Here is a 24,124-nt window from a genome sequence, read left to right on the forward strand (position 1 = left end):
GGGGAGAGACGAACGCGACGGCGCGGAGAGCCACTTCTGTGCGAGTGCGACCGTCGACAAGATGGGTGCCCGAGTGCGGTCAATCGAGATACGCGGCGAGCGAGTCCAGCATAGGGGAGGGGGAGAAGCCCGTCGCGCTGATCCGGTCGAGGTTCAGCACGCTGTTGCTCGGACGGGGAGCGATCGGACCGGAGGCCGAGGAGAAGTACTCCTCGGTGCTGACTCCTGTCACGCGGGCGGCATCGTGTCCGGTGGACGTGAAGACGGTCTTGGCCAGCTCGGCCCAGGTCATCGGCGAGCCGGTTCCGGTGAGGTTGTAGACGCCGTACTCCGGACGAACGGACAGAAGGTGCTGCACCCCTGCCGCGATGTCCGCGGTGAAGGTGAGGCGTCCGGTCTGGTCGTCGACGACCTTCGGGTCGATGCCGCGCTCGGCGAGCGAAGCCATCGTCCGGACGAAGTTCTTCCCCTCGCCGATCACCCACGACGTGCGGATGATGTAGTGCTGCGGAACGGTGGAGACCAGAGCATCGCCGGCGGCCTTCGTCTGCCCGTACACGCCGAGCGGGCGCACGGCGTCGGTTTCGGCGTACTCGCCGGCCTTGGTGCCGTCGAAGACATAGTCGCTCGACACGTGCACGAGAGTGATGGCGTACTCCGCAGCGATCTTCGCCAATGTTGCGACTCCGGTGACATTGGCAGCCCACGCATCTGCGCGTCCCTCGGGCGTCTCGGCCGTGTCGACCGCGGTATACGCCGCAGCATTGACGATCGTCGCGTAGTCACGCCAATGGCGAGCAGAAGAGAAGGAGGGGTCTGCGAGATCGAGCTCATCGCGCCCTGCGTACTCGTATTCCGGGGCATCGCCGAAGAGTTCTCGCAAGGCGCGTCCCAGCTGACCGTTGGCGCCGATCACGAGCGTCTTCTTCGGCGGAATCGGAGTGACGTCGGCAAGTCGCGGGTGGGCGAGGTCCTTCGCGGAGATCTCGACCTCGGACAACGGGATCGGCCATTCGATCGACGCGGTGTCATCGGCGAGGTTCAGGAATGAGTACTCCGCATCAGCGGACCAGTGGTCGTTCACCAGGTACACGTACGCGGTGTCTGCCTCGAGCGTCTGATATGCGTTGCCGACGCCGCGGGGCACGAAGATCGCCCGAGACGGGTCGATCTCCGCGGTGAAGACGCGACCGAACGTCGGGCCCTCTCGCAGGTCGACCCAGGCGCCGAAGATGCGTCCCGTCGCCACCGACACCCATTTGTCCCACGGCTCTGCGTGGATGCCGCGCGTCGTTCCGATCGCGTCGTTGAAGGAGATGTTGTTCTGCACCGGCCCGAAGTCCGGCAGCCCGGCCGCGATCATCTTCTCGCGTTGCCAGTTCTCCTTGAACCAGCCGCGGGAGTCCCCGTGAACAGGGAGGTCGGCGAGGAGCAGCCCGGGGATGTTGGTCTCTGTGACCGTGAGTGCCTTGCCGAACTCCGTCATCACTGCCCCTTCGACGCGTAGAACGACTCTGTGGCGTCCTTGGAAGGCGCCCACCAGGCCTCGTTGTCGCGGTACCACGCGATAGTCGATGCGAGCCCGGACTCGAAGTCGCCGAAGGTCGGCGTCCAGCCCAGCTCGGTGCGGAGCTTGGTCGAATCGATCGCATATCGCAGGTCGTGGCCCGCTCGATCTGTCACGTGGTCGTAGGCGTCCGCCGGCTGACCCATCTCGGTGAGGATCAGCTCGACGACGGACTTGTTGTCCTTCTCGCCGTCAGCGCCGATCAGATAGGTTTCACCGATTTCGCCCTTGCCGAGGATGGTGAGCACGGCGGAGGAGTGATCGTCTGCGTGGATCCAGTCTCGGACGTTAAGGCCAGCGCCGTACAACTTGGGCCGGATGCCGCGGATCACGTTCGTGATCTGACGCGGGATGAACTTCTCGACGTGCTGGTACGGACCGTAGTTGTTCGAGCAGTTCGAGATGGTCGCCCGCACCCCGAACGAGCGCACCCAGGCGCGGACGAGAAGATCGCTACCGGCTTTGGTGGAGGAGTACGGGGACGACGGGTTGTACGGCGTCTGCTCGGTGAAGCGCTCGGGATCGTCGAGCTCGAGATCTCCGTACACCTCGTCGGTCGAGATGTGGTGGAACCGGCGGTCATGGCGTCGCGCGGCCTCGAGCAGCGTATAGGTGCCGATGATGTTCGTGTCGAGGAAAGGGCGCGGATCGTGCAGGGAGTTGTCGTTGTGGGACTCGGCCGCATAGTGCACGACTGAATCGACATCGGCGAAAAGGCTGTCGACCAGCTTCGCGTCGGCGATGTCCCCCTCCACGAAGCGCACGCGGTCGCCGGGGAGTCCGTCGAGCGACGCTCGGTTTCCCGCATACGTGAGCTTGTCGAGCACGGTGACGTGGGCATCGGTGTTCTCGATGACGTGGTGCACGAAGTTGGAACCGATGAAGCCGGCGCCGCCGGTGACGAGCAGTTTCTGCATGACCATCAGCGTACCGGGTGGGGGTGCGGAGGATTCGGGGCGTTTGTTCAGGTGACCGCGATCAGGGAGACTGGTGTTCATGCGTGGCATCATTCTCGCCGGCGGCACAGGCTCCCGGCTCCACCCGATCACCCTCGGCGTCTCGAAGCAGTTGGTTCCGGTGTACGACAAGCCGATGATCTACTACCCGCTGTCGACCCTGATCCTCGCGGGCATCCGCGACATTCTGATGATCACGACGCCACATGATGCGGAGTCGTTCCAGCGGCTGCTCGGCGACGGCTCGAAGTTCGGGGTCTCGATCACGTACAAGACGCAGCCGTCTCCGGACGGCCTCGCTCAGGCCTTCATCCTCGGCGAGGAGCACATCGGAGACGAACCGGTGGCGCTCGTCCTGGGGGACAACATCTTCTACGGCCAGGGCATGGGCACACAGCTGCGCCAGTACACCGAGCTCGAGGGTGGCGTGGTCTTCGGCTACTGGGTCAACGATGCCACCGCGTACGGAGTCGTCGAGTTCGACCGCGAAGGCAAAGTGGTGTCACTCGAAGAGAAGCCTGCGCAGCCCAAGAGCAACTACGCGGTACCTGGCCTCTACTTCTACGACAACGAGGTCATCGAGATCGCCAAGGCGCTCAAGCCCTCGCCCCGCGGTGAACTCGAGATCACCGACATCAACCGCGAGTACCTCGACCGCGGCAAGCTCAAAGTGCAGGTTCTCACCCGCGGAACAGCGTGGCTCGACACCGGAACTTTCGACTCGTTGGCGGAGGCTACCGACTTCATCCGCACCGTGGAGAAGCGGCAGGGCCTCTCGATCGGCTGCCCGGAGGAGGTCGCCTGGCGCATGGGCTTCCTCACCGACGACGAGCTGCGAGAGCGTGCCGAGCCGCTTCGCAAGAGCGGCTACGGAGAGTACCTTCTCAAAGCACTGCAGCAGGGAGGCCGCTGAGTGATGCCGAACGGCGCCCTCCCGGCCCCGCGGAGAGCCGTCGTCTACGCTCTCGCCGGTGATTCGCGAAGCCTGGAACCGACGGCGTCCACAGCCCTCGCCACGCTTTCGGCGCACGCGACCAGGGTGGTCGTGACGGTGCCGGCCTCGGTCAGCGATGCGGAGTCGCGTCTCGCCCACCTCGATGTGCAGCTCGTCCCCGTCGACACCGAGCGCTTCACCCCGACGAACTACCGGGATGCGCTTGATGTTCTCAAGCCGCTGCACGGGGAGATCGATGAGATCGTGCTCACCGGCGACGGTTGGTTCGGCCCTCTCGATTCCTTCGATGCGATGCTCGAGCGCATGGATGCGATTCCTGGTGACGGATGGCAGGCCTCCGAGATCAGGGGAGACCTCGACGCTTCGTTCCCAGAACAGGGGCATCCGCTCGTGGCCATGCCGTGGGCCTGGTTCGTCGCACGTCGCTCTCTTTTCGAGAGTGCGGCGTGGTCGGCATTCTGGGACGAGGCGCATCGTATCCCGAATCCCGTCGAGTCGGAGCGGCTCATCGCTCCCAGGCTTGCTGCCGCGGGCCACCGCATCGAGTTCGCCTTCCCCGGGGATGCCTATCCGACGGGAAATGCACCCGCGCACGTCGCCGATCTCCTGATCGAAGACGGGTATCCCTTCCTCGACCGCGGCGTGTTCGCGTGGTATCCGTCTTATCTCGATCGGCACGGCATCATCGGCAGCGACATCCTCGATGTCGCGGAGACGCGTGGGTTGGACCGCGACGCGACGCTGAGCGCGCTCGCCCGCTCGGTCGCTCCGCGCACCCTGAATGCGAATGCGGGGCTCCTCGAGATCGCGTCGCAGAAGAGCGCCACGCCCCGCGCGGATACGAGCGGCCTCCGCGTCGCAGCCGTCGTCTATGCCCGTGACCTCCCGGCCTTCGAACAGCTCTGCGGGAAACTGGGTAACCTTCCCGCCGGGTTCGACCTGATCGTCACGACGACCGACGGGCGTAAGGCCGCGCGTATCGAGCGCTTCGTCGAGTCTCGGGACCTGGGCAATGCCGGACTCGACGTCCGCGTGACTCCCTCGCGCAAGGGGCGCGACATGGCCGACTTCTTCGTGGGATGCCACGACCTGCTCCTCGAACGCGAATACGACGTGCTCGTCAAGGTGCATGCCCGCAAACACGTCAAGAAGACGCTGAACATCGTGCGGTACTTCACTCGGTACCAGACCGAGAACCTCCTCGCATCGCCGGAGTACGTGCAGAATCTGCTCGGTGAGTTCGCTGCGAAGCCTCACCTCGGTGTCCTCTTCCCGCCGACGATGCACATCGGGTACTCCATCCTCGGTTCCGGCTGGGGGGGTGGGCGCTATCGCATCACCGCCGCGCGACTGGCCCGCAGACTCGGAGTGCATGTGCCTCTCGAGACGATCTCTCCCCTCGCTCCTTATGGGGGGATGTGGATGTGTCGGCCCGAGGCTCTCGCGTCTCTCGCCGAGCTGCGTCTCAGCTACCGTGACTACACGTCGAGCGGCCCGGTCAAGGATCTCGCCCGCGTCCAGGAACGCCTGATCGCGCACGTCGCCGGTGCGGAGGGCTACTACGCCGAAACCGTGCTCACTCCCGAGCATGCGGCGATCAGTCACACCGCGATCGACTACAAGGTGGATCAGCTCTTCTCGACGACACGCGGCTACCCCGTCGATGCGATCACGTTGATCCAGCGCGCGGGGAGGATGAGCGGGAGTGGCGCCTTCGGGCTCTCGCGCATGTATCTCAACATGAACCACCCCGTGCTCGCGGCGATCGCCAGCCCGGCATACAAGGCCGCCTACACCGCGATCTTCGTGGCCAAGTTCGGCCGTCGCGTGCTCCGATACGCGAAACGCCGCATCGACAACTACCGGGGAGGATTCTGATGAGAACCGCCGAACTCACCACCTTCCCGACGCGGGACGCCGCGCGCTTCCCCGATGGTGGGCGGCGCCTGCTCATCTATGTGGTCTATGACCGGCGCGGCGAAGTCGAAGACTACGTGCCGTACGCGTTGAAGGATCTTCGACGCTTCTGCGACACGATCCTCGTCATCTCCAACGGCGCCCTCGCGCCGGCAGGACGCGCGACGCTCGAGACCGTCGCAGACGAGGTGATCGAGCGTGACAATTCTGGGTTCGACATCTGGGGCTACAAGCACGGTCTCGACCACGTCGGCGAGGCGATCAGCGATTTCGACGAGGTCATCCTCGCCAACGACACCTGGTTCGGCCCTGTCCGGCCCTTCGACCCGGTGTTCGAACGCATGGATCGTCAGGAGCTCCATTTCTGGGGGATGACGGACCACGTCCGCGTCGAGCCGAACCCTTTCACGCACCGCGATTACCTCGCCTACCATCTCCAGTCGTATTGGCTGGTGGCTCGCAAAGAACTCGTCGCCAGCGTGGAATGGATCGACTACTGGGCCAACCTCCCGGCCATGAACGCCTACGAAGACGCGGTCGTCAAGCACGAGGCGATCTTCACCGAGCGCTTCACGTCGTACGGCTTCATCGGTGAGGTGGCGTTCCCCAGCATCACCGACAAGGTCGAGAACCACGCCGTGCTCTATGCCGAGCAGCTGCTCGACGCGGGGTGCCCGACGCTGAAGCGGCGTCCGTTCTTTCAGTGGCCGCCCTACCTGGACCGCCTCGCGGTGATCGGCAAATGGACTCTGGACGCCGCAGCGCGCTACGGGTACCCGATGGAGATCCTCATGCAGGATCTGGCGAGGAACGTCGAGCCGAGAACGCTGAACGCGGACGCCGCGCTACTCGACGTGATCCCCGAACACGACACGAACTACGACAAGAATTCGCCGTTGCGCACATTGGCGATCGCCCACATCTACTACCCGGAGCTCGCACCGACGATGCTCGACGGGCTCGACCGGCTCCCTGGGGACTACGACCTGATCGTGACGACCGCGGACGAGGGGCGAGCGGAACAGATCCGCGCCACTCTCGCGACCCGCACTCCTCGCGGCGCGGTGGATGTACGAGTGGTCGAATCGAACGACGGACGAGACCAGAGCGCGTTCCTCATCACCTGCCGGGAGGAGCTGCTCAACGGCGGCTACGAGCTGGTCGTGAAGATCCACTCCAAGAAGACACCACAGGACGCGTTCAACCCCGGCCGGCTCTTCGCCCGGCAGCAGTTCGGAAACCTGTTGCCCAGCTCCGGCTATGTCGCCAACGTGGTCGCATTGTTCCAGCGCGAGCCGGGTCTGGGCCTCGCCTACCCGCCGATGGTGCACATCGGCTATGGGACCATGGGGCACGCGTGGTGGGATAACCGCGCGCGATTCGTCGAAGTCGCTTCCGACCTCGGCATCCGCGTTCCAACCGACCAGCTTTCGCCTCTCGCTCCGTTCGGGTCGATGTACTTCGCGCGCCCGCAGGCTCTCCGTCTCCTGCTCGAGCCGGAATGGAGTTTCGAGGACTTCGGAGGCACCGAGGAGTACAAGGACGGTGGTCACGCACACGTGCTCGAGCGGATGCCTTCGTATGCGGCGGGTGAGCTCGGATATCACACCAGGACGATCGCCACTCCGACGTACCTCGCGAGAAGCTATACGGCACTCGAGTACAATCTCGATCAGATGTCCAGCACCCTGATGGACACGACGATGCAGCAGATCGAGCGCATGCGCGCGGCCGGCGACTTCGGCGATGGGCGTCTGGAGGATTTCGCGTACATGTACGCGCGCATGAACAAACCCGAGCTCGAGCCGCGATTCCGCGCTGCCTTTGCGAGAGTCGCACCGTGGCGACGTCGTCTCGGCAGGCTGCGCCCCTCGCGAATCGTGCGCAGACTCTTGCCGAAGCCCGGCAGCAAGGGAGCATGAACGCATGACAGAGGCAACGCCGTCGGCGGCGAGCGCGAGGTTCGCGCGCATCGCCGAGATGCCCATGAGGAGCATCGGGGCAGTAGGTAAGGGGGCCTCGGGAGGTTTCCTCGGACCCTTCCGCGAACTCGTCGATCACCGAGAGATGCTCTCGCTTCTGGTCAAGCGCGACCTCAAGGCCCGATACAAGGACTCGGCTCTCGGGTTCCTGTGGGTGCTCGCACGGCCGCTCATGCAGCTCGCGATCTACTTCGTGGTGCTCGGCCACTTCCTGGGCGCTGCTCGCGGCATCCCCGATTTCGCCATCTACGTCTTCGCAGGTCTGACCGCGATGGGTCTCTTCCAGGAGATCCTCGTCGGCGGAACGGGATCGATCCTGGCCAACGCGGGACTCGTCAAGAAGGTCTACGTCCCGCGCGAGGTCTTCCCGCTCGCGAGCACGGGTGCCGCCTTGTTCAATTTCGGCGTTCAGCTGGTCGTGCTCGTGATCGCGACATTCGCCATCGGCAAGCCGCCTCTGCACGCAGGTCTCATCTATTTCCTTCCCGCGCTCGCCCTCATCGTCGTCTTCGGGCTCGCGCTGGCATTGTTCTGCGGCGCAGTCAACGTCTACCTCCGGGACACCCAGTACCTCGTCGACGTGATCACGATGCTGCTGTTCTGGGCCTCCCCGGTCGTGTATTCCTGGCAGATGGTGTCACAGCTCGTCACCGTCCCTTGGGTGATCGAGCTGTACACGGACAACCCCCTGACCCTTGCGGTGCTCGGGTTCCAACGGGCGTTCTGGGTCTCCGGCGACGCCGTCGAATGGCCGGACAACCTCATGATCCGCATGCTCATCGCGTTGATCGTCGGCGTCGTGCTGCTCTTCGTCAGCCATCGTGTCTTCCTGCGCCTGCAGGGCAACTTCGCGCAGGAGCTTTGAAAATGACAGAAAGCACGACACACGTCTTCGATGTGCCCGCACCCGAGGTGATCCGGGTCGCCAACGTGTCCAAGCGCTTCACGGTGCGAAAGGACTCCTCGCTCAAAGAGCGAGTCGTCACCCTCGGTCGCGCCGGGAGACAGCATCGTCAGGATTTCTGGGGCTTGAGTGACGTCAGCCTCGGTATCAGCGCCGGCACGACGATCGGCCTGATCGGCCACAACGGTTCGGGCAAGAGCACACTGCTCAAGGTGCTCGGTGGCATCATCCAGCCGACAGAGGGAACCGTCGAGCAGCGCGGGCGCGTGGCCGCTCTTCTCGAGCTCGGCGCTGGCTTCCATCCCGACCTGACGGGCCGGGAGAACGTCTTCCTGAACGGTTCGGTTCTTGGCCTCAGCAGAGAAGAGGTGGAGGAGCAGTTCGCCGCGATCCTCGAGTTCTCCGGCGTCGGCGATTTCATCGACACACAGGTGAAGTTCTACTCCTCCGGCATGTATGTCCGGCTGGCGTTCGCGATCGCCGTGCACACGGACCCGGACATCCTGCTCGTCGATGAGGTGCTCGCCGTCGGCGATGAGCAGTTCCAGGAGAAGTGTCTCGCGAAGATCCGCGAGTTCCAGACCGAGGGCCGCACGATCATCATCGTGAGCCATGCCTTGGACCAGATCTCCTCGCTCTGCGACCGTGTCGTCGTCATGGACAAGGGCAAGCTCGTCTACGACGGGATCCCGGTGACGGCGATCGAGCGGTTCCGCGAACTTCTCGCGGAGAACGCCGTCGGACAGGCGCGACCGGATCAGATCTCCCGCGCACTCGAGATCCGCTCCATCGAGATCCTCGGGAAGAGCGGCACGGACATCGCCCAGCTCCGGGCGGGTGACGACGTCAACCTGCGCGTCGACGTCGAGATGCTTCGACCGATCGAGCGCTGGGCGATCGGGTTCAGCGTCGATTCGTCGCTGGGGCAGATCGCACTCGCATCGAACACCGACATGCTCGACATCGAGCTCGCGCCGCTCACGGCATCTCGCGACGTGTCGATCACCTTCACGACGGACGGGCTCAGCCCGGGGCATTACTCGATCAACGTGAACGCGTCGGGAATCAGCGAACCGACCTCGCACGGCCTGATGAACGGCGCGGAGTTCGAGATCCTGGGCGATGTTCTCTCCGTCGGTCCTGTGGCGACATCCGTGCGCATCACATGAATGCGGAGAAGACCCCGCGAGGCCCGCTGGTCTCGATCGTCGTGCCGGTCTACAACTCGGGCGTGCATCTGCTTCCGTGCGTCCGCTCTATCCTCGCGCAGACTCACGAGAACATCGAGGTCATCCTCATCGATGATGGATCGACGGACGAATCCGGAGCACTCTGCGACGCATTGGCTCTGGAAGACCGCCGTGTCGTCGTGCGCCATCAGGCGAACGGAGGCATCGCTTCCGCGCAGAACGCGGGTGTCGATCTGGCGACGGGAGAATTCATCACCTTCTGCGACAACGATGACCTCATGGCGCCGCGCATGCTGGAGCGCCTCGTGGGCCTGATCGAGTCGACAGGCGCCGACATGAGTTGCTGTCGGTGGCGGAACATCGGGGCGAGCCAGGGCGAAGCCGAACTGGCCAAGCACAGCGATGACCCGTTCGGGACGTCGATCGTCTTCCACGACGCGGCCAGGGCCTACCAGACGGTGTTCTCCGTCGCCGTGCGTCGCCTCTTGCGAGTGGAGCTCAAGTACTTCAGCGAAGCGAACTGGGGGAAGCTCTACCGGTCGCACCTGTTCGAGGGGGTCCGGTTCCCTGATGGGCGCTACGCTCAGGATGTCGCCGTCGCGATGACGCTGTATGAACGTATGTCGAAGGTCGTGTCCTGCAGTGATGCGCTCTACTACTGGCTTCAGCGTGGAGACAGCGTGTCGCACGCGGTGAAGTCGACCCGCTACTACTCCGACATCGTCCATGCTCATCTGGCCTCTTTCGACACGGCGCTGCGCGTGGGAATCACCCCGGCCCGGGCATATTCGGGTCTGAAGACCCTCCGCTTCGAACGCCGCAGCGCGACGACAGCGCGGGATCGCGCGATCTACTCCGAAGATGTCGCGGCGGTACGCGCGCGGCTGAAGCGGTTGAGCCTCGGGCAGCGGCTGCTGTGCGCGGTGCTGTATCTTCAGCGCGCGATCGAGGTGCAGATCTACAACAGGACAGTCCACCGGCGTCGCTGACGTCGACGGCATCGCTATTAGGATGGCTAACCGTGGCGAAAGTGAATGAACGAGTGTTGGTGATCGTTCCCGCGTGGAACGAGGAGAAGAACGTCGGCCACACTGTTGCGGAGATCCTCGATGCCGACGACCGATATGACGTGATCGTGGTGGATGACGGATCGACCGATGCCACGGTGGCGGTCGCCAAGGCCGCCGGAGCCACGGTGCTCCCGCTGCCGTTCAACCTCGGCGTCGGTGGAGCGATGAAGACGGGGTACACCTACGCCCAGCGGCACGGATATGAGCGCGCGATTCAGGTCGACGCGGACGGCCAGCACAATCCCGCGAACATCGCCGAGGTTCTCGGAGGCCTTGAGAAGGCAGACATCTCGATCGGCGCGCGGTTCGCAGAGGTCGGTGACTATGCGGTCCGCGGGCCTCGCAAGTGGGCGATGCTCTTCCTCGCCTCCGTGGTCTCACGAGTGGCAGGTACCAAGCTCACCGACGTCACCAGCGGTTTCCGCGCGGCCAACTCCCGTGCGATCGCGCAATACGTCCGCTACTACCCGGCGGAGTACTTGGGTGACACCATCGATTCGCTCGTCGCCGGCGCTCATGCCGGTCTCACGGTGACGCAGGTCCCCGTCGCCATGCGCCCGCGTGTGCACGGGCGTCCTTCGCAGGGTGCGATCGGTTCCACCATCTATCTGTTCCGTTCCGTGTTCGCACTCGGGCTCGCGCTGATGCGCGGACGTCGAAAGGCCACCGCATGATCGTCTACGTCGGTATCGCGTCGGCCCTGTTCATCCTGGCCATCATCGTCTGGATGCTCCTGAGCAAGCGCCTCCGCGAAAAGTATGCGGTGCTCTGGCTCATCATCGGCGTCGCGATGCTCATCCTCACGGTGTTCCCGGACCTGCTCTTCTGGCTGTCGAACGTCCTCGGAGTCCAGGTGCCGTCGAACCTGCTCTTCGTCGGTGCGATCGCCCTCCTCGTCGGTGTCACCCTTCACCAGTCATGGGAGCTCTCGACCGCAGAGGACGAAACGCGACGAGTGGCCGAAGAAGTCGCGATCCTGCGTGCGGAAGTCGACGCGCTCAGGGCCGAGGGCGCGACTGGCGGGAATCAGATCCGCGACTGACGCGGAACGTCGCGTCAGTCGGCCCCGTGATGATCGCCGGCTCCACCGCCTCTCCGCAGTGCCGCGTCATCACGGTGTGTCGACTCCGTGGCCTCGGCCGAAAGCCGCTCGCACCGGGTTCGCCTTCACGCGCGGGCGAGCTCCGGTTCTTCCATGACGCGCAGGACGGCGCGGTTTCGACTGCTCCAGGCGACCCACGCAAAGGTCGTCAGCGCGATGGCGAAGGCGAGAGAGCCGACGACCCAGACCGTCATGGGTGAGATCGGCGTATTCCACCACCATTCGGCATCGCGGTCGAGGTTCAAACCGGGGTTGTCGAGCCCAGTGATATAGCGGCGCATATTGATGTTGAGCGCCAGGCTGTTGGCCACCGACAGACCGGCGACGACGATCATCAGCTGCACTCGGCTCATCGAGACGTTCGCTCGACGCAGGCCCACAAGGGCGATTCCGACGAACATGATCATCATCGGGTACACGTAGCGCGGCTGCACGCCGGTTCCGACCATTACCCCCTCCCGAACGAGGATGTACATCGGGACCACGATGAGACCAGCTGCCACTCCGGCCAGCGCGAGCCATTTGCGCGGAGTGCCTTTCTTGAAGCCCCAGAAGACCACTCCGGCCACCATCGACACCGACGTCACCCAGACAAGAGGCGGCATCGGCGTGTCGAACCAGCCGAGGCCCCAGGAGCCGAGGGCGCCGGCCCAGAGGAGGGGGAGCAGCTGCAGGTTACCGACGATCAGCTGGTAGAGGCTCTGCGCTCCGCGCTCCGTCTCGGCCGTGAGGACCCCGGACTGCCCACTGGTCAGGAACAGCGATGCCGCGATGATAACGAGGGCGACAGGCAGGAGGAGCTCGAGCAGGAACCGCTTGTCACGACGCCAGCCGAGCACGATGGCGACGGCAACGGCGAGCACACCGTACGCGGCCGAGTCGCTTCGCGCGCCAGCGCCGATGACCATCAACAGGACGGCCAATGCCGCGAGACCGATCTTCTTGCGCCCGGTCTGCACAAAGAAACCCCACGTTGCCAGCCACAACCCGCAGGCCTGGATGATCGACCAGGAACTCGGATTCACGCTGGGGATCAGGAAGACGCCGAGCGGCACCAGGGCGACCAGTGAGCCCCACACCACGAGGTGCCTCATTCGCCACGGCAAGAGGAAGAAGAGGGCCGTCAGGACGCCGACGAAGAGCAGAGCGTTGATGGAACGCATGAGGATGATGGACACCGAGAGGTCCGGTCCGACGAAGGTGGTCATGACCGCGTAGAAGACAGGCGGGTAGCCGTTGTCCAGCCAGTTACCGCGGGTTGTCGGCTCCATGTTCGTCTCGTCGAGCGGGCAAGTCGCCGCCTGGCCGGAGTGGAAGGCGAAGCAGGCAGCGGCTTTGACGACATCGCCAGGGAGCTCACGGGTCGTCGCATCCTCGGTCAGCTCGCACTGTCCATCGACGGGACCGGACGCGCACCAGATGCTGCCCATATGGTAGTCCTCGTCCGGGCTCGAACCCGGAGGGGAGGAGACTCCCCAGGCGAGCAACGCGACAAGCAGCGCGAGGGGGGCGAGAACTGCTGCAACGATCTGTCGAGTCCGGCGGGTCATCGCGGAGGGGCTCCTCGTTCAGGGAAGCGACGCTGCCGACGAGTTGTTTCGGTGGCACAGAAAGTCGCGGGTATTGTTGGGTGGTGCGTGTTTACCGTGTCCCATCATATCTGCGTGCCCGGCCGCCACTTGGATGCACCGCCGACGTTGCACGGGCGCCCTCACCGGCAGGGTCTGTGCGATGACGCTCGCTGGTGACACGAGCGTGAGCGTTGTCATCCCGTCGTACAATTCGGCGCGATGGCTCCCGTCGACTCTCGACGCTCTGGCCGTCGCGGTACGCCAGGCCGATGCGGGCGTCGAGGTGATCGTCGTCGACGACGGCAGCGATGACGGGTCTGGCGGCGTCGTCGAGCGGCTGGCCGCCGATTTCCCCGGGGACCTCGTGGTGGTGCGCCAAGAGAACAGTGGACGCTTTCTCGCACGCTGGGCCGGGATCGAGCGGGCACGAGGGGAGCACATCCTCCTCCTGGATTCGCGCGTCATCATCGCACCGGGCGCACTCTCGTACCTTCTCTCCGCGGTCGCCGCCGATCCGAAGCCGGCCGGGTGGAACGCTCACGTCCACACCGACCCTGCCTCGCCTCTCGTCGGCCGATTCTGGGAGGTCCCGACATTCGTGTTCTGGGGTCGGTATCTGCGCGATCCTCGCCCGTATGACCTCACGCCCGCCACTTTCGACTCTGCGCCGAAGGGGACGGGCGCCTTCCTCGCCCGGAAGGAAGTCCTCGTCGCGGCGTTCACGCAGGCTTGGCCCGAGGGCGATGCCAAACTCATCTCCGATGACACCAAGATCCTGCGGTGGATAGCCCAAAACGGTGGAATCCGCCTCGATCCCGGCTTCTCTGCGACGTACCGTCCTCGGACCACAGTCGGCGGCTTCGTGCGGCATTCATTCGACCGGGGGACGCTGTTCGTCGACAGCTATGCGGGCACCTCGGCGGTCCGCTCGATCGTGCTGCTGCTCGCAGCGATCGGCCCGATCCTCGCGATCGCCGCGATCGTGTGGCTGGCCGTCGCCGGGAGCGGAGTCGTGGCTCTCGCCCTCGTCGCGGTCCTGGTGCTCCTCTTGCTCGCCCCACTCATCCCCGCGGCGATCAATCGATGCCCGCCGCAGGCCCTGCTGTCATACGTCACCTACATCCTGGTCTTCCTCGTCCCGTTCTGGAGCGGCCTCCTCCGAGGTGTCGTCGTCCATCGTGGCGCCTTCCTCGATCGATCGAGATCCCAGGGACCCGTTGCCGGAAAGGCGCATCAATGATCATCTTCATCTACGGAACGACCGCCGAAGCGATCAAGATCGCCCCGGTCGTCCGCCGCTTGACCGACAAGGGGATCCCGGTGCAGCACTGGGTGACCCAGCAGCACACCGAGTCGCTGCGAAAGGCGATGCCCGAGCTGGGCTTCCCCGCGCCGACCGAAGTGATCGCCAACGGCTTCCGCGGCAAGCCCCTCAAGTCTCCGGTGCAGATGCTCGGGTGGATGTTCGACGTGGCCCGCTGGTCGGTCGGTAACATCCGCCGCATCCGCAAGACACTCCCTGCGGACTCGGTCGTCATCGTCCACGGTGACACCATGACGACGGTGCTCGGAACGTTCATCGGACGTCGACTCAAAGTGCCGGTCGCGCATGTCGAGGCCGGTCTGCGCTCCGGCAACTGGCGACACCCGTTCCCCGAGGAGCTCGACCGACGCATCGTCGGGCGCTTCGCCGATATCCACTACGTGCCCACTGAAGAGGCAGCGGAAAACCTCGCGAAGCGGCGCAATGTCGTGCTGACGCACGGGAACACGGCGAAGGATGCCGTACGGGATGCGGCGGGGGACGCCGCCGCCGAGACGGAACCCTACGGCCTGGTCCTGCTGCACCGTTTCGAGTTCATCTCCAACGCGGCACTGGTGACCGAAACGCTGCAGACGTTGGATGCGAACACACCTTTGCCCTTGCGTCTCATCGTCGATGCATACTCGCGAGACGCGATCGAGCAGACGATCCGTGACCTCGGTCTGACGAAGTTCACGGTGATGCCCAAACTCGAGCACAGCCAGTTCGTCGCCGCACTGCGCTCGGCCAGCTTCGTCGTGACCGACTCCGGGGGAATCCAGCAGGAGGCCGCCGTGTTCGGCATTCCGACCCTCGTTCACCGTAAGGTGTCCGAGAGCCGTGAGGGTATCGGCACCAGCGCGGTCCTGTCGGGCTGGGAGCAGAAGGCCGTCGCCGATTTCCTGGCGAACGCAGACGACTATCGGGTCATCGACGTCGACCCGGGGGCATCGCCATCCGACATCATCGTGGCAGATCTCATCTCTCGCGGCCTCGCGAAGCCCGCGGTCTGAGCCCTAGGCGACGAGCGTGCGCCGGAGGCGCCGTGCGTTGCGCATGTCGATCGCGAAGAAGGCGACCAGCACGACCGTGCCGATCGCCGCGTAGGAGATCAGCATCGCGGTCAGGTTCGGGATCGTGAGAGTGAAGGCGATCCACTGTGCCACGGCGGCGGCGACGAGAAGGGCTGCTGCGCCTCGCGATGCCGAGCTGGTCATCTTGATCATCATTCCTTGAGCGGCGATCCAGGGGAGATACGCGAGCGCGGTCGGTACGAGCAGGTCCGCCGCCGGCGCGTAGTCGGGCTTGTAGATGAGGCCGATGATCCAGTCGCCGAGCACGAGGAACACCAGGATCATCACGATGCTCGTCGCAAGGGAGAGCCCGAGTGTGGCGAGCACTCCGATGCGGGAGAGCGCCGGGTTGTCGCGGTGCTTGACGAAGCGCGGGAGCAGATAGAGGGAGAGGGTCGAGGGCAGCAGGAACCCTGTCTTCACGAGCACGATGGCCGAGGCGTAGAAACCTGCCAGATCTTCGGGGGCACCGGCCCGGAGGAAGATCACATCGGAGCTCGTCAACCAGGCGAAGGCGACGCTGAGCACCACGATCGCGATCCCGGACGAGGTGAAGACGCCGTTCCGGGGCCGCGGCACTTTTCTCGCTGTCCAGACGCCGCCGACGACCGCGACGACGAGTGCCGCGAGAACCGCCCCCATGATCCCGCCGAGACCGGTACCGACGGAGATCGCCAGAACGGCGAAGAGCACGCGGGCCACCTGCGAGAAGGTGGACCACCAGACGGCCTGAGCGACCTTGCCCGATCCTTGCAGCAGTCCCATCGCGTCGGCGAAGACGAAGCTCAGTGGAATCGTCGCTGCGGCGGCCAGGATGACGAGGGGCGTGGTGTTGAGCGTCGATGCGAGCCACGGCGACAGGACCGCGACGACGGCGCCGCCTCCGAGTCCGAGGAAGATCGCATCGAGCGGCCAGTGCTGTTCTCGTCTGGGCGTGTCTTCCGACGCGGAGAGAGCATGAGCCGTCTGGACGGTGATGGTGCTCTGAAGGGATGCGCTGCCGATCGCCGCGACGTTCACGATCACGAGGAAGGCCGCGAGGAGGCCGAGATCCGCGGGGGAGATGAATCGAGCGCTGACGAGCTGGAACGCGAACGAGGCCACGATGCCGAGCACGCTGGCGACGCCCACAGCCATCAGGGCCTTCGCGTGAGTGCGAACGTGAGAGCGCATCCCCGGTGCCTCTGGACGCGGTTCGATCGCCGATTCGTTCTCAGCCATCTGCCGATACTCCTGACCTTGTTCGCGCGCTCATGCGGGCGCGACGCGTGGGCGCACCGGTATCTGCGCCGCCGCAATGATACTCGGCGGGTCTGGGCGCCGGCTGTCGGGCAGCGCGCTCACACAGGTTCCCGGGCGGGGGAGGGTAAGGTTCTTCTTTGTGACACCCTCTCCACACGTTGACCCTGCGGTGCCTGTCGCCGGCGGAACTCGGATAGCCGACAGTGCTGATGTCTCGCCGGATGCGGTCATCGGAATCGGAAGCTCGATCTGGCATCTGGCGCAGGTCCGAGAGAACGCGATCCTTGGAGAGAACTGCATCGTCGGACGCGGTGCGTACATCGGTACGGGCGTGCGCATGGGCGACAACTGCAAGGTCCAGAACTACGCGCTCGTCTACGAGCCGGCCGTGCTCGGTCACGGCGTGTTCATCGGACCTGCGGTGGTTCTCACGAACGACACGTATCCTCGCGCCGTCACCCCCGACGGCCAGCTGAAGTCCGCACACGACTGGGAACCCGTCGGCGTCGTCATCGGAGACGGCGCGTCCATCGGTGCGCGTGCGACCTGTGTGGCCCCGGTCACGATCGGCGCGTGGGCAACGGTCGCGGCCGGCGCTGTCGTCGTGAAAGACGTCCCCGATTTCGCGCTGGTCGTCGGAGTGCCGGCGCGTCGGGTCGGATGGGTCGGCAAGGCCGGCGTGCCCCTCACGGAAACCGAACCCGGCGTCTGGGTGTGCCCGACGACCGGCTCCCGCTATCTCGAGACGGATGGCGTTCTCGCATTGGAGGAACGATGACGGAATTCATCCCCGCGGCGAAGCCGCTGATCGGCGACGAGGAACGAGCGGCCGTCGACCGCGTGCTGCTGAGCGGCATGGTGGCTCAGGGGCCCGAAGTCGCGGCATTCGAAAGCGAGTTCTCCGACCACTTCGTGGAAGGGCTTCCCGTCATCGCGGTCAACTCTGGCACCTCGGGTCTGCACCTCGGCCTGCTCGCCGCCGGCGTCGGCCCGGGCGACGAGGTCATCGTCCCGTCCTTCACCTTTGCGGCCACCGCCAACGCGGTGGCGCTCACTGGGGCGACGCCCGTCTTCGCGGACATCGAGCCCGAGACGTTCACGCTGGACCCCGCCGCCGTCGACGCGGCGGTCACCGATCGCACCCGCGGCATCCTTCCCGTGCACCTCTACGGTCACCCCGCTCGTATGAATGAACTCGTCGAGATCGCCCAGAGACGCGGACTCGCGCTCTACGAAGATGCGGCACAGGCGCACGGCGCCGCGCTGAACGGTCGCCCAGTGGGCACGTTCGGCACGATGACGATGTTCTCGCTCTACCCGACGAAGAACATGACCAGCGGCGAGGGCGGCATGGTCGTGACCGCCGATGAGGAGACCGCGCGCCGTGTGCGGCTGCTGCGGAACCAGGGCATGGAACGTCAGTACGAGAACGAGCTGATCGGCTTCAACGCACGAATGACCGACATCCACGCCGCGATCGGGCGCGTGCAGTTGACGAAGGTGGATGCCTGGACCGAGACGCGTCGATCGAACGCCGCGTTCCTGGATGCCAACCTCGAGGGCGTCACCGTCCCCCCGATCGCCGAGGGCGCGAGGCACGTGTACCACCAGTACACGATCCGTGTCGAGGACGACCGGGACGGATTCGTGAAGGCGCTCAGGGAGGAGCACTCGATCGGCAGCGGGGTCTACTATCCGATTCCCAACCACCGGCTTCCCTCTCTCGAGCAGTACGCGCCCGGCCTCGACCTCCCGCAGACCGAGCGGGCGGCCCGCGAGGCGGTCTCGCTTCCGGTGCACCCCTCACTCTCGGCAGTCGACCTCGAACGGATCATCGCTGCGGTGAACGCTCTCGCCGGAGCCGGCAGCTGATGGCCGCGCTGAAGGCCGGTCTCCTCGGCGTGGGGTCCATGGGGCGCCATCACGCGCGCATCCTCCGCGACATCGAGGGCGTCGAACTCGTCGCGGTCGCAGATCCCGGTGGCGATCCGTATCGTGTCGCTGGCGGAATCCCGCTCCTCGCGAACGTCCAGGAGCTGATCGCCGCCGGTATCGACATCGCCGTCGTCGCCATCCCGACCAGGTTCCATGCTGAAGCCGCTCTCGCTCTCGCGGATGCGGGCGTGCACACGCTGGTAGAGAAGCCGATCGCGGACGACAGCGTCTCGGGGCACCGCGTGAGCGAGGAGTTCGAAGCACGCGGACTCGTCGGTGCCGTCGGCCACGTCGAACGCTTCAACCCTGCGCTCCAGCAGCTTCGTCGTCGACTCTCCGAGGGGGATGCAGGAGCGGTCTATCAGATCGCCACCCGGCGCCAGAGCACGTTCCCAGCCCGTATCGGCGATGTGGGCGTGGCCAAGGACCTGGGCACCCATGACATCGACCTCACGGCATGGGTCGCTCAGTCGGTGTACTCCTCGATCAGCGCACAGACCGCGTTCAAGAGCGGTCGGGAGTTCGAGGACATGATCGCGATGACGGGACGTCTCGAGAGCGGCATCATCACCAACCACCTCATCAACTGGCTCAGCCCCATGAAGGAGCGAGTCACTCTCGTGACGGGCGAGCGCGGCACCTTCGTCGCAGACACCGCCACCGGGGACCTCACGTTCCACGCGAATGGGACCGAGTTGTTCGAATGGGATTCGGTCTCCACGTTCCGCGGTGTGTCCGAAGGTGATGTGACGCGCTTCGCCTTCGCGAGGCGTGAACCGCTCCGCGCGGAGCTCGAGGCCTTCCGTGATGCTGTCCTCGGCCAGCCCAGCGAACTGTCGACGATGAGCGAGGCGGTCCACACCCTCGAGGTCGTCGAGTCCGCCCTCGAATCCGCGCGCGACGGCGGAAGGCTGGTGCGCATTGGGCGCGAGAAGCACTGATCTCCTCATCGTCGGCTCCGGCTTCTTCGGCCTGACGATCGCCGAGCGCGCCGCGAACGCCGGCCGCAAGGTCACGGTCATCGACCGTCGCTCTCACATCGGTGGCAACGCCTACAGCGAGGCCGAGCCGGAGACGGGCATCGAGGTGCATCGCTATGGAGCGCACCTCTTCCACACGTCGAACCCGACGGTGTGGGAGTACGCCAACCGCTTCACGTCGTTCACCAACTACGTGCACCGCGTCTACACGACCCACAAGGGCACTGTGTTTCCGATGCCGGTGAATCTCGGCACGATCAATCAATTCTTCCAGTCCGCATACACGCCCGACGAAGCGCGTGCGCTGATCAGGGAGCAGGCGGGGGAGTTCGATGCGAAGACCGCCGCCAACTTCGAGGAGAAGGGCATCGCTCTCGTGGGGCGCCCGTTGTTCGAGGCCTTCTTCCGCGACTACACGGCGAAGCAGTGGCAGACCGACCCGCAGAAGCTGTCCGGTGATATCGTCAGCCGCCTTCCCGTGCGCTACACCTACGACAACCGCTACTTCAATGACACGTGGGAGGGCCTCCCGACCGACGGCTACACCGCGTGGCTCGAGCGGATGGCAGATCATCCGAACATCGACGTGCAGCTGGATGTGGACTACTTCGACGAGTCCCAGCCGTTCAACAAGAAGGACACGGTCGGACAGGTTCCCATCGTGTACACCGGTCCCGTCGATCGCTATTTCGACTATACGGAAGGCGCGCTGAGCTGGCGGACCTTGGACTTCGAACAGGAGGTCCTCGACGTCGGGGACTTCCAGGGCACGAGCGTCATGAACTATCCCGACATGGATGTGCCCTACACCCGCATCCACGAGTTCAAGCACTTCCACCCGGAGCGCAGGGACGTCTACGACTCGGACCGCACGGTGATCATGCGAGAGTTCTCTCGGTTCGCTGAACGCGGGGATGAGCCCTACTACCCCGTGAACACCGCCGCGGACCGTGGCGGTCTCCTGGCCTACCGAGAGCTCGCTCGGGGCGAGACAGATGTCCACTTCGGCGGGCGTCTGGGGACCTACCAGTACCTCGACATGCACATGGCCATCGGCTCGGCGCTGTCGATGTGGAACAACAGTCTCTCGTAGACTCGACATCGTGAGTCACGCTGCTGTCGGGGCGCCCGGGACGCCCCGGCGATATCTGCATTCGTTGTGGCTGTTGTCGTCCCGCGACCTGAAGGTCCGCTATTCGACCAGCCTCCTCGGCTATCTCTGGTCGGTGCTCGATCCCCTCGTCATGAGCGCGATCTACTGGTTCGTGTTCACCCAGGTCTTCAAGCGCGACGTCGGTGAAGAGCCCTACATCATCTTCCTGATCAGCGCATTGCTGCCCTGGGTGTGGTTCAACGCCTCGGTCTCGGACTTCACCCGTGCATTCAAGAAAGACGCGCGGCTTGTGCGATCGACCGCCATCCCGCGCTCCATCTGGGTGAATCGCATTGTGCTCAGCAAGGGCATCGAGTACCTGTTCTCGCTGCCGGTGCTAGTGCTGTTCATCGTCGTCAACCTGTTCGTCGAGCTCGACCCGGGACGAACCGTGCATGTCGGCTGGGGCATCCTGTGGATGCCCGTGGCGATGATTCTGCAGACCATCCTCCTGGTCGGCCTGGGCCTGCTCGTCGCCCCGCTCTGCGTGCTCTTCGTCGACCTCGAACGCACGACGGCGCTGATCTTGCGGGCGATGTTCTACGCCACGCCGATCATCTACAACGTCACCGATCTTCCCGGCATCTTCCAGACCCTCGGAGCTTTCAACCCCCTCGCGGGCATCATGATGCTCTATCGCATGCCGTTCTTCCCTGATCAGTGGAATCCGTTCACTCTGACGATCAGCGTCGTCATGAGTCTGTTGGTCCTCGGACTGGGCATCTGGACATTCCGGAGCCTGGAACGACCCGTCCTGAAGGAGCTGTGATGGGCGCGGCCATCGAAGTGCGGGGGCTCGGCGTCCACTTCCGTCGTAACAGACGCGGAAACCGCAGTTTCAAGGATCTCTTCGCCGGGGCATCGCGTCGCTCCCGTCCGGGTGAGTTCTGGGCGCTGCGCGATGTCTCCTTCTCGGTGCAACCCGGGGAGTCCATCGGCGTCGTCGGGCGCAACGGTCAGGGCAAGTCGACCCTTCTCCGCCTGGTCGCGAAGGTGCTGCTGCCCGACGAGGGGACGGTCGCCGTCAACGGCGGCGTGGCTCCCCTCATCGAGATCACCGGAGGGTTCGTCGGGGATCTCACGGTGCGAGAGAACGTCCGTCTCACCTCCGGCCTCCACGGCATGTCACGCGACGAGGTCACCCGCCGCTACGACGGCATCATCGAGTTCGCCGAGCTCGCCGGATTCGAGGACACCCCGTACAAGCACCTGTCGAACGGGATGAAGGTGCGGCTCGCGTTCGCCGTCGTGTCGCAGCTCGACGAACCCATCCTGCTCGTCGATGAGGTGCTGGCGGTCGGGGACAAGGCCTTCCGTGAGAAGTGCTACACCCGGATCGACGAGCTGCTGGCCGAGGGGCGCACGCTCTTCTTCGTGAGTCACAACGAGCGCGACCTCCGGCGTTTCTGCACTCGAGGGCTGTACCTCGACAAGGGTGCGCTGGTCCTGGACGCACCGATCACCGAGGTGCTCGACAGGTACAACGCCGACTACAACTCCTAGTCGTGGCTCGGGGCGCGTGTGGTCAGAGCCCCACGAGGCTCTGAAGATCCTGAACGGCCGCGCGAGCGGCATCCACGGAATCGGCCGTGTCGGACTCCGAGAGGATGGCAGCTCGAAGCTCCGTGAGGCGCTGCGAATAAGCCATGACGCCATCACGCCACTTCTGGTCGATCGACGAGGGCGGCGGCGCGTCGGATAGGCGACGTGCGTCCTGCTGCAGGGAGTCCACGACGGCAAGGGCGTCGTCAGGGTTCGACTCGGAGACGATGTCGAGGCCCTGCGGTGCATCCGACAGCCAGCCCCCGACCTGCTCGCGGAAGGTGTCGACGGTCGGATCGGCCGGAGATGGAGGTGTGGTCTGCGGTGTCGGCTCCTCTGCGGGCGACGACGGTGACGCGGTCGCTGTCGGGCGGGGAGAATCACTCGCCCTCGGTTCCAGAGACCCGCCGCGGGGGAGGAGGAAGAACACCAGCGCGCCGAGGATAGCGAGCCCGGCGATCGCGAGGCCGACGATCAGCCAGATTCGGCCCCTGTTCCTCGGCTTCGGTTCGATCGGTGCCCACCGGAGCTCGGGGGACGGCTCACTCATGAGGCGTCTTCCAGCGCGGGCATGGGCTTCCAGGAGCGGTCGCGGCTGATCTTGCGGCCTTCCTTGAGCCCGCGGAACAGGTTGCTCGTGCCGCGAACGGTGCGCTCGACGAAGAAGAGGCGGATGAGTTCCTTCGCGAAGGTCATCCCGGTGCCGAGTCCGAACAGCACGGGGTTGTAGTTGTCGTGCACACGGTAGTAGTGCTTGATGTAGGCGCGATTGCGCATGATGTAGAAGCGGTAGGCGTTGCTCGAGGCGTTCATGTGGCGGATGCCCATGTCCCACTGCTTGATCTCGCGTGTGCGGCGCAGCACGAACTCGTCGACGATGACGGCCGTGGTCTTTCGCGAGGCCAGCCACCCGTACATCTGGTCATCCCAGTAGATGAAGAAGCGGTGGTCGGGCAGGCCGATCTGCTTCACGACCGATCGGTGGATGAACATGCCTTCGAAGCAACCGCTGTTCATCTCCTTGAAGCCGGAGTCGTCGAAGCCCGAGGGAGCGAAAGGGATCGGGATGCCCATGCGCTCCGCGATGCGGTACTGCCAGTAGAACTCGCTGCCGTCGTAGTCGTAGCGGCGACCCTGGATGCTCTTGAAACGAGGGGCCCACTTGCCCATCTTCGCGAGACCGTCAGGAACGACCTCGACATCGTCGTCCATCATCCAGATCCACTCGGATCCGAGCTCATACGCGGTGCGCATGCCCTCGCTGAACCCGCCGGAGCCTCCCGTGTTCGTCTCCAAGCGGCGATACACCACCTCGGTGCCGATGGTGTCGCGGAAGGATTCGACCACGTCGGTCGTGTCGTCGGAGGAGGCATTGTCGATGATCACGACGCGCCCGGGTTTCGGGTCCATCGCCGTGATGCTGGTGAGAAGTCCGGTGAGCAGATGCGATCTGTTGAAGGTGACGACGACGATCGTCGCCGCTTTCGGATCGAATGCAGCGGGCGCCGCGGTCATACCTTCTCCTCGAAGATCGATGGCAGTTCAGGGGGCTGAGGGCTCCGTCACCACGTGTCACCGTCGGGGACGATGCGGGACATGACGAGCAGTGAGTAGCCTACCGTCCGCTCCCTCGGGATCAGCGGAGAGGCTCACCTCGGCCGCAGAGAGACGATGGCTAGACT

22 protein-coding genes are annotated in these 24,124 nt (G+C 64.9%); 16 read left to right on the forward strand and 6 right to left on the reverse strand.

Features of this window, described 5'->3' with window-relative positions; all coding sequences use genetic code 11:
- Positions 1-79 precede the first annotated feature (79 nt).
- Both GZ64_RS0111975 and rfbB read right to left on the reverse strand, forming a co-directional pair.
- Positions 80-1,486, reverse strand: coding sequence for a sugar nucleotide-binding protein (locus GZ64_RS0111975; RefSeq protein ID WP_029266789.1), 1,407 nt, complete (start codon positions 1,484-1,486; stop codon positions 80-82).
- Complete coding sequence (rfbB, locus tag GZ64_RS0111980) at positions 1,486-2,484, reverse strand: dTDP-glucose 4,6-dehydratase (RefSeq protein ID WP_029258289.1); 999 nt, start codon at positions 2,482-2,484, stop codon at positions 1,486-1,488. Before rfbB ends, GZ64_RS0111975 begins: the two co-directional genes overlap by 1 nt.
- Before the next feature lie 79 nt (positions 2,485-2,563).
- On the opposite strand from rfbB, the gene rfbA reads away from it, so the two are divergent.
- From rfbA to GZ64_RS0112020, 8 genes are read left to right on the forward strand one after another with little or no spacing between them, the layout of a single operon-like run.
- Entirely contained in the window at positions 2,564-3,436 is an 873-nt protein-coding gene (rfbA, locus tag GZ64_RS0111985; RefSeq protein ID WP_029258288.1) for a glucose-1-phosphate thymidylyltransferase RfbA, read from the forward strand.
- Positions 3,437-3,439: 3 nt separating this feature from the next.
- The gene (locus GZ64_RS0111990) at positions 3,440-5,356 is read left to right on the forward strand and encodes a rhamnan synthesis F family protein (protein WP_136025491.1); all 1,917 of its coding nucleotides are present in this window, start codon (positions 3,440-3,442) and stop codon (positions 5,354-5,356) included.
- The gene (locus tag GZ64_RS19120; protein WP_029266791.1) at positions 5,356-7,317 is read left to right on the forward strand and encodes a rhamnan synthesis F family protein; all 1,962 of its coding nucleotides are present in this window, start codon (positions 5,356-5,358) and stop codon (positions 7,315-7,317) included. The genes GZ64_RS0111990 and GZ64_RS19120 overlap by 1 nt, the downstream gene beginning before the upstream one ends.
- Before the next feature lie 4 nt (positions 7,318-7,321).
- Positions 7,322-8,242, forward strand: coding sequence for an ABC transporter permease (locus tag GZ64_RS0112000; RefSeq protein ID WP_029258285.1), 921 nt, complete (start codon positions 7,322-7,324; stop codon positions 8,240-8,242).
- Positions 8,243-8,244: 2 nt separating this feature from the next.
- Positions 8,245-9,450, forward strand: a complete 1,206-nt coding sequence (locus tag GZ64_RS0112005; RefSeq protein WP_029258284.1) for an ABC transporter ATP-binding protein — start codon at positions 8,245-8,247, stop codon at positions 9,448-9,450.
- Positions 9,447-10,460 carry a glycosyltransferase family 2 protein gene (locus GZ64_RS0112010; RefSeq protein WP_029266793.1) on the forward strand — a complete coding sequence of 338 codons (1,014 nt, stop codon included), beginning with the start codon at positions 9,447-9,449 and terminating at the stop codon, positions 10,458-10,460. The genes GZ64_RS0112005 and GZ64_RS0112010 overlap by 4 nt, the downstream gene beginning before the upstream one ends.
- A 32-nt stretch (positions 10,461-10,492) precedes the next feature.
- Positions 10,493-11,215 carry a glycosyltransferase family 2 protein gene (locus GZ64_RS0112015; protein ID WP_231479881.1) on the forward strand — a complete coding sequence of 241 codons (723 nt, stop codon included), beginning with the start codon at positions 10,493-10,495 and terminating at the stop codon, positions 11,213-11,215.
- Positions 11,212-11,583 carry a DUF2304 domain-containing protein gene (locus GZ64_RS0112020; protein ID WP_029258281.1) on the forward strand — a complete coding sequence of 124 codons (372 nt, stop codon included), beginning with the start codon at positions 11,212-11,214 and terminating at the stop codon, positions 11,581-11,583. The genes GZ64_RS0112015 and GZ64_RS0112020 overlap by 4 nt, the downstream gene beginning before the upstream one ends.
- Before the next feature lie 125 nt (positions 11,584-11,708).
- Here GZ64_RS0112020 and GZ64_RS0112025 read toward each other — a convergent pair whose 3' ends face one another.
- On the reverse strand, positions 11,709-13,193 hold the full coding sequence (locus GZ64_RS0112025) for a DUF2142 domain-containing protein (RefSeq protein WP_029258280.1): 1,485 nt from the start codon (positions 13,191-13,193) through the stop codon (positions 11,709-11,711).
- 181 nt (positions 13,194-13,374) lie between these two features.
- On the opposite strand from GZ64_RS0112025, the gene GZ64_RS19125 reads away from it, so the two are divergent.
- Together GZ64_RS19125 and GZ64_RS0112035 are read left to right on the forward strand one after the other, a co-directional pair.
- Positions 13,375-14,454: a glycosyltransferase gene (locus GZ64_RS19125; protein WP_051668005.1), complete on the forward strand. Its 1,080-nt coding sequence runs from the start codon at positions 13,375-13,377 to the stop codon at positions 14,452-14,454.
- Positions 14,451-15,530, forward strand: coding sequence for a UDP-N-acetylglucosamine 2-epimerase (locus GZ64_RS0112035; protein ID WP_029266795.1), 1,080 nt, complete (start codon positions 14,451-14,453; stop codon positions 15,528-15,530). Before GZ64_RS19125 ends, GZ64_RS0112035 begins: the two co-directional genes overlap by 4 nt.
- Positions 15,531-15,533: 3 nt before the next feature.
- On the opposite strand, the gene GZ64_RS0112040 is transcribed toward GZ64_RS0112035, so the two are convergent.
- Positions 15,534-16,811, reverse strand: coding sequence for a lipopolysaccharide biosynthesis protein (locus tag GZ64_RS0112040; RefSeq protein ID WP_051668007.1), 1,278 nt, complete (start codon positions 16,809-16,811; stop codon positions 15,534-15,536).
- Between the two features lie 160 nt (positions 16,812-16,971).
- Here GZ64_RS0112040 and GZ64_RS0112045 point away from each other — a divergent pair, with 160 nt between their 5' ends.
- Genes GZ64_RS0112045 through GZ64_RS0112070 form a run of 6 tightly spaced genes read left to right on the forward strand, consistent with a single transcriptional unit; the run spans position 16,972 to position 22,403 of the window.
- The gene (locus tag GZ64_RS0112045; protein WP_231479882.1) at positions 16,972-17,610 is read left to right on the forward strand and encodes an acyltransferase; all 639 of its coding nucleotides are present in this window, start codon (positions 16,972-16,974) and stop codon (positions 17,608-17,610) included.
- Positions 17,607-18,704 (forward strand): DegT/DnrJ/EryC1/StrS family aminotransferase, encoded by a 1,098-nt coding sequence (locus GZ64_RS0112050; RefSeq protein ID WP_029258275.1) that lies wholly within the window; start codon positions 17,607-17,609, stop codon positions 18,702-18,704. Before GZ64_RS0112045 ends, GZ64_RS0112050 begins: the two co-directional genes overlap by 4 nt.
- Positions 18,704-19,708 (forward strand): Gfo/Idh/MocA family protein, encoded by a 1,005-nt coding sequence (locus GZ64_RS0112055; RefSeq protein ID WP_029258274.1) that lies wholly within the window; start codon positions 18,704-18,706, stop codon positions 19,706-19,708. The genes GZ64_RS0112050 and GZ64_RS0112055 overlap by 1 nt, the downstream gene beginning before the upstream one ends.
- On the forward strand, positions 19,689-20,840 hold the full coding sequence (gene glf, locus GZ64_RS0112060) for a UDP-galactopyranose mutase (protein WP_029258273.1): 1,152 nt from the start codon (positions 19,689-19,691) through the stop codon (positions 20,838-20,840). Before GZ64_RS0112055 ends, glf begins: the two co-directional genes overlap by 20 nt.
- Positions 20,841-20,850: 10 nt before the next feature.
- On the forward strand, positions 20,851-21,669 hold the full coding sequence (locus tag GZ64_RS0112065) for an ABC transporter permease (protein ID WP_029258272.1): 819 nt from the start codon (positions 20,851-20,853) through the stop codon (positions 21,667-21,669).
- Positions 21,669-22,403, forward strand: coding sequence for an ABC transporter ATP-binding protein (locus GZ64_RS0112070; RefSeq protein ID WP_029258271.1), 735 nt, complete (start codon positions 21,669-21,671; stop codon positions 22,401-22,403). The genes GZ64_RS0112065 and GZ64_RS0112070 overlap by 1 nt, the downstream gene beginning before the upstream one ends.
- 22 nt (positions 22,404-22,425) lie before the next feature.
- Here the strand turns inward: GZ64_RS0112070 and GZ64_RS0112075 are convergent, their stop codons facing one another.
- Positions 22,426-22,992, reverse strand: a complete 567-nt coding sequence (locus tag GZ64_RS0112075) for a hypothetical protein (protein ID WP_029266796.1) — start codon at positions 22,990-22,992, stop codon at positions 22,426-22,428.
- Positions 22,989-23,957 (reverse strand): glycosyltransferase family 2 protein, encoded by a 969-nt coding sequence (locus GZ64_RS0112080; RefSeq protein ID WP_029258269.1) that lies wholly within the window; start codon positions 23,955-23,957, stop codon positions 22,989-22,991. Before GZ64_RS0112080 ends, GZ64_RS0112075 begins: the two co-directional genes overlap by 4 nt.
- Between the last annotated feature and the right edge of the window lie 167 nt (positions 23,958-24,124).

Origin of the sequence: Microbacterium sp. Cr-K32 (assembly GCF_000708345.1) — a bacterium.
In the GTDB taxonomy this organism is placed as follows: Bacteria; Actinomycetota; Actinomycetes; order Actinomycetales; family Microbacteriaceae; genus Microbacterium; species Microbacterium maritypicum_A.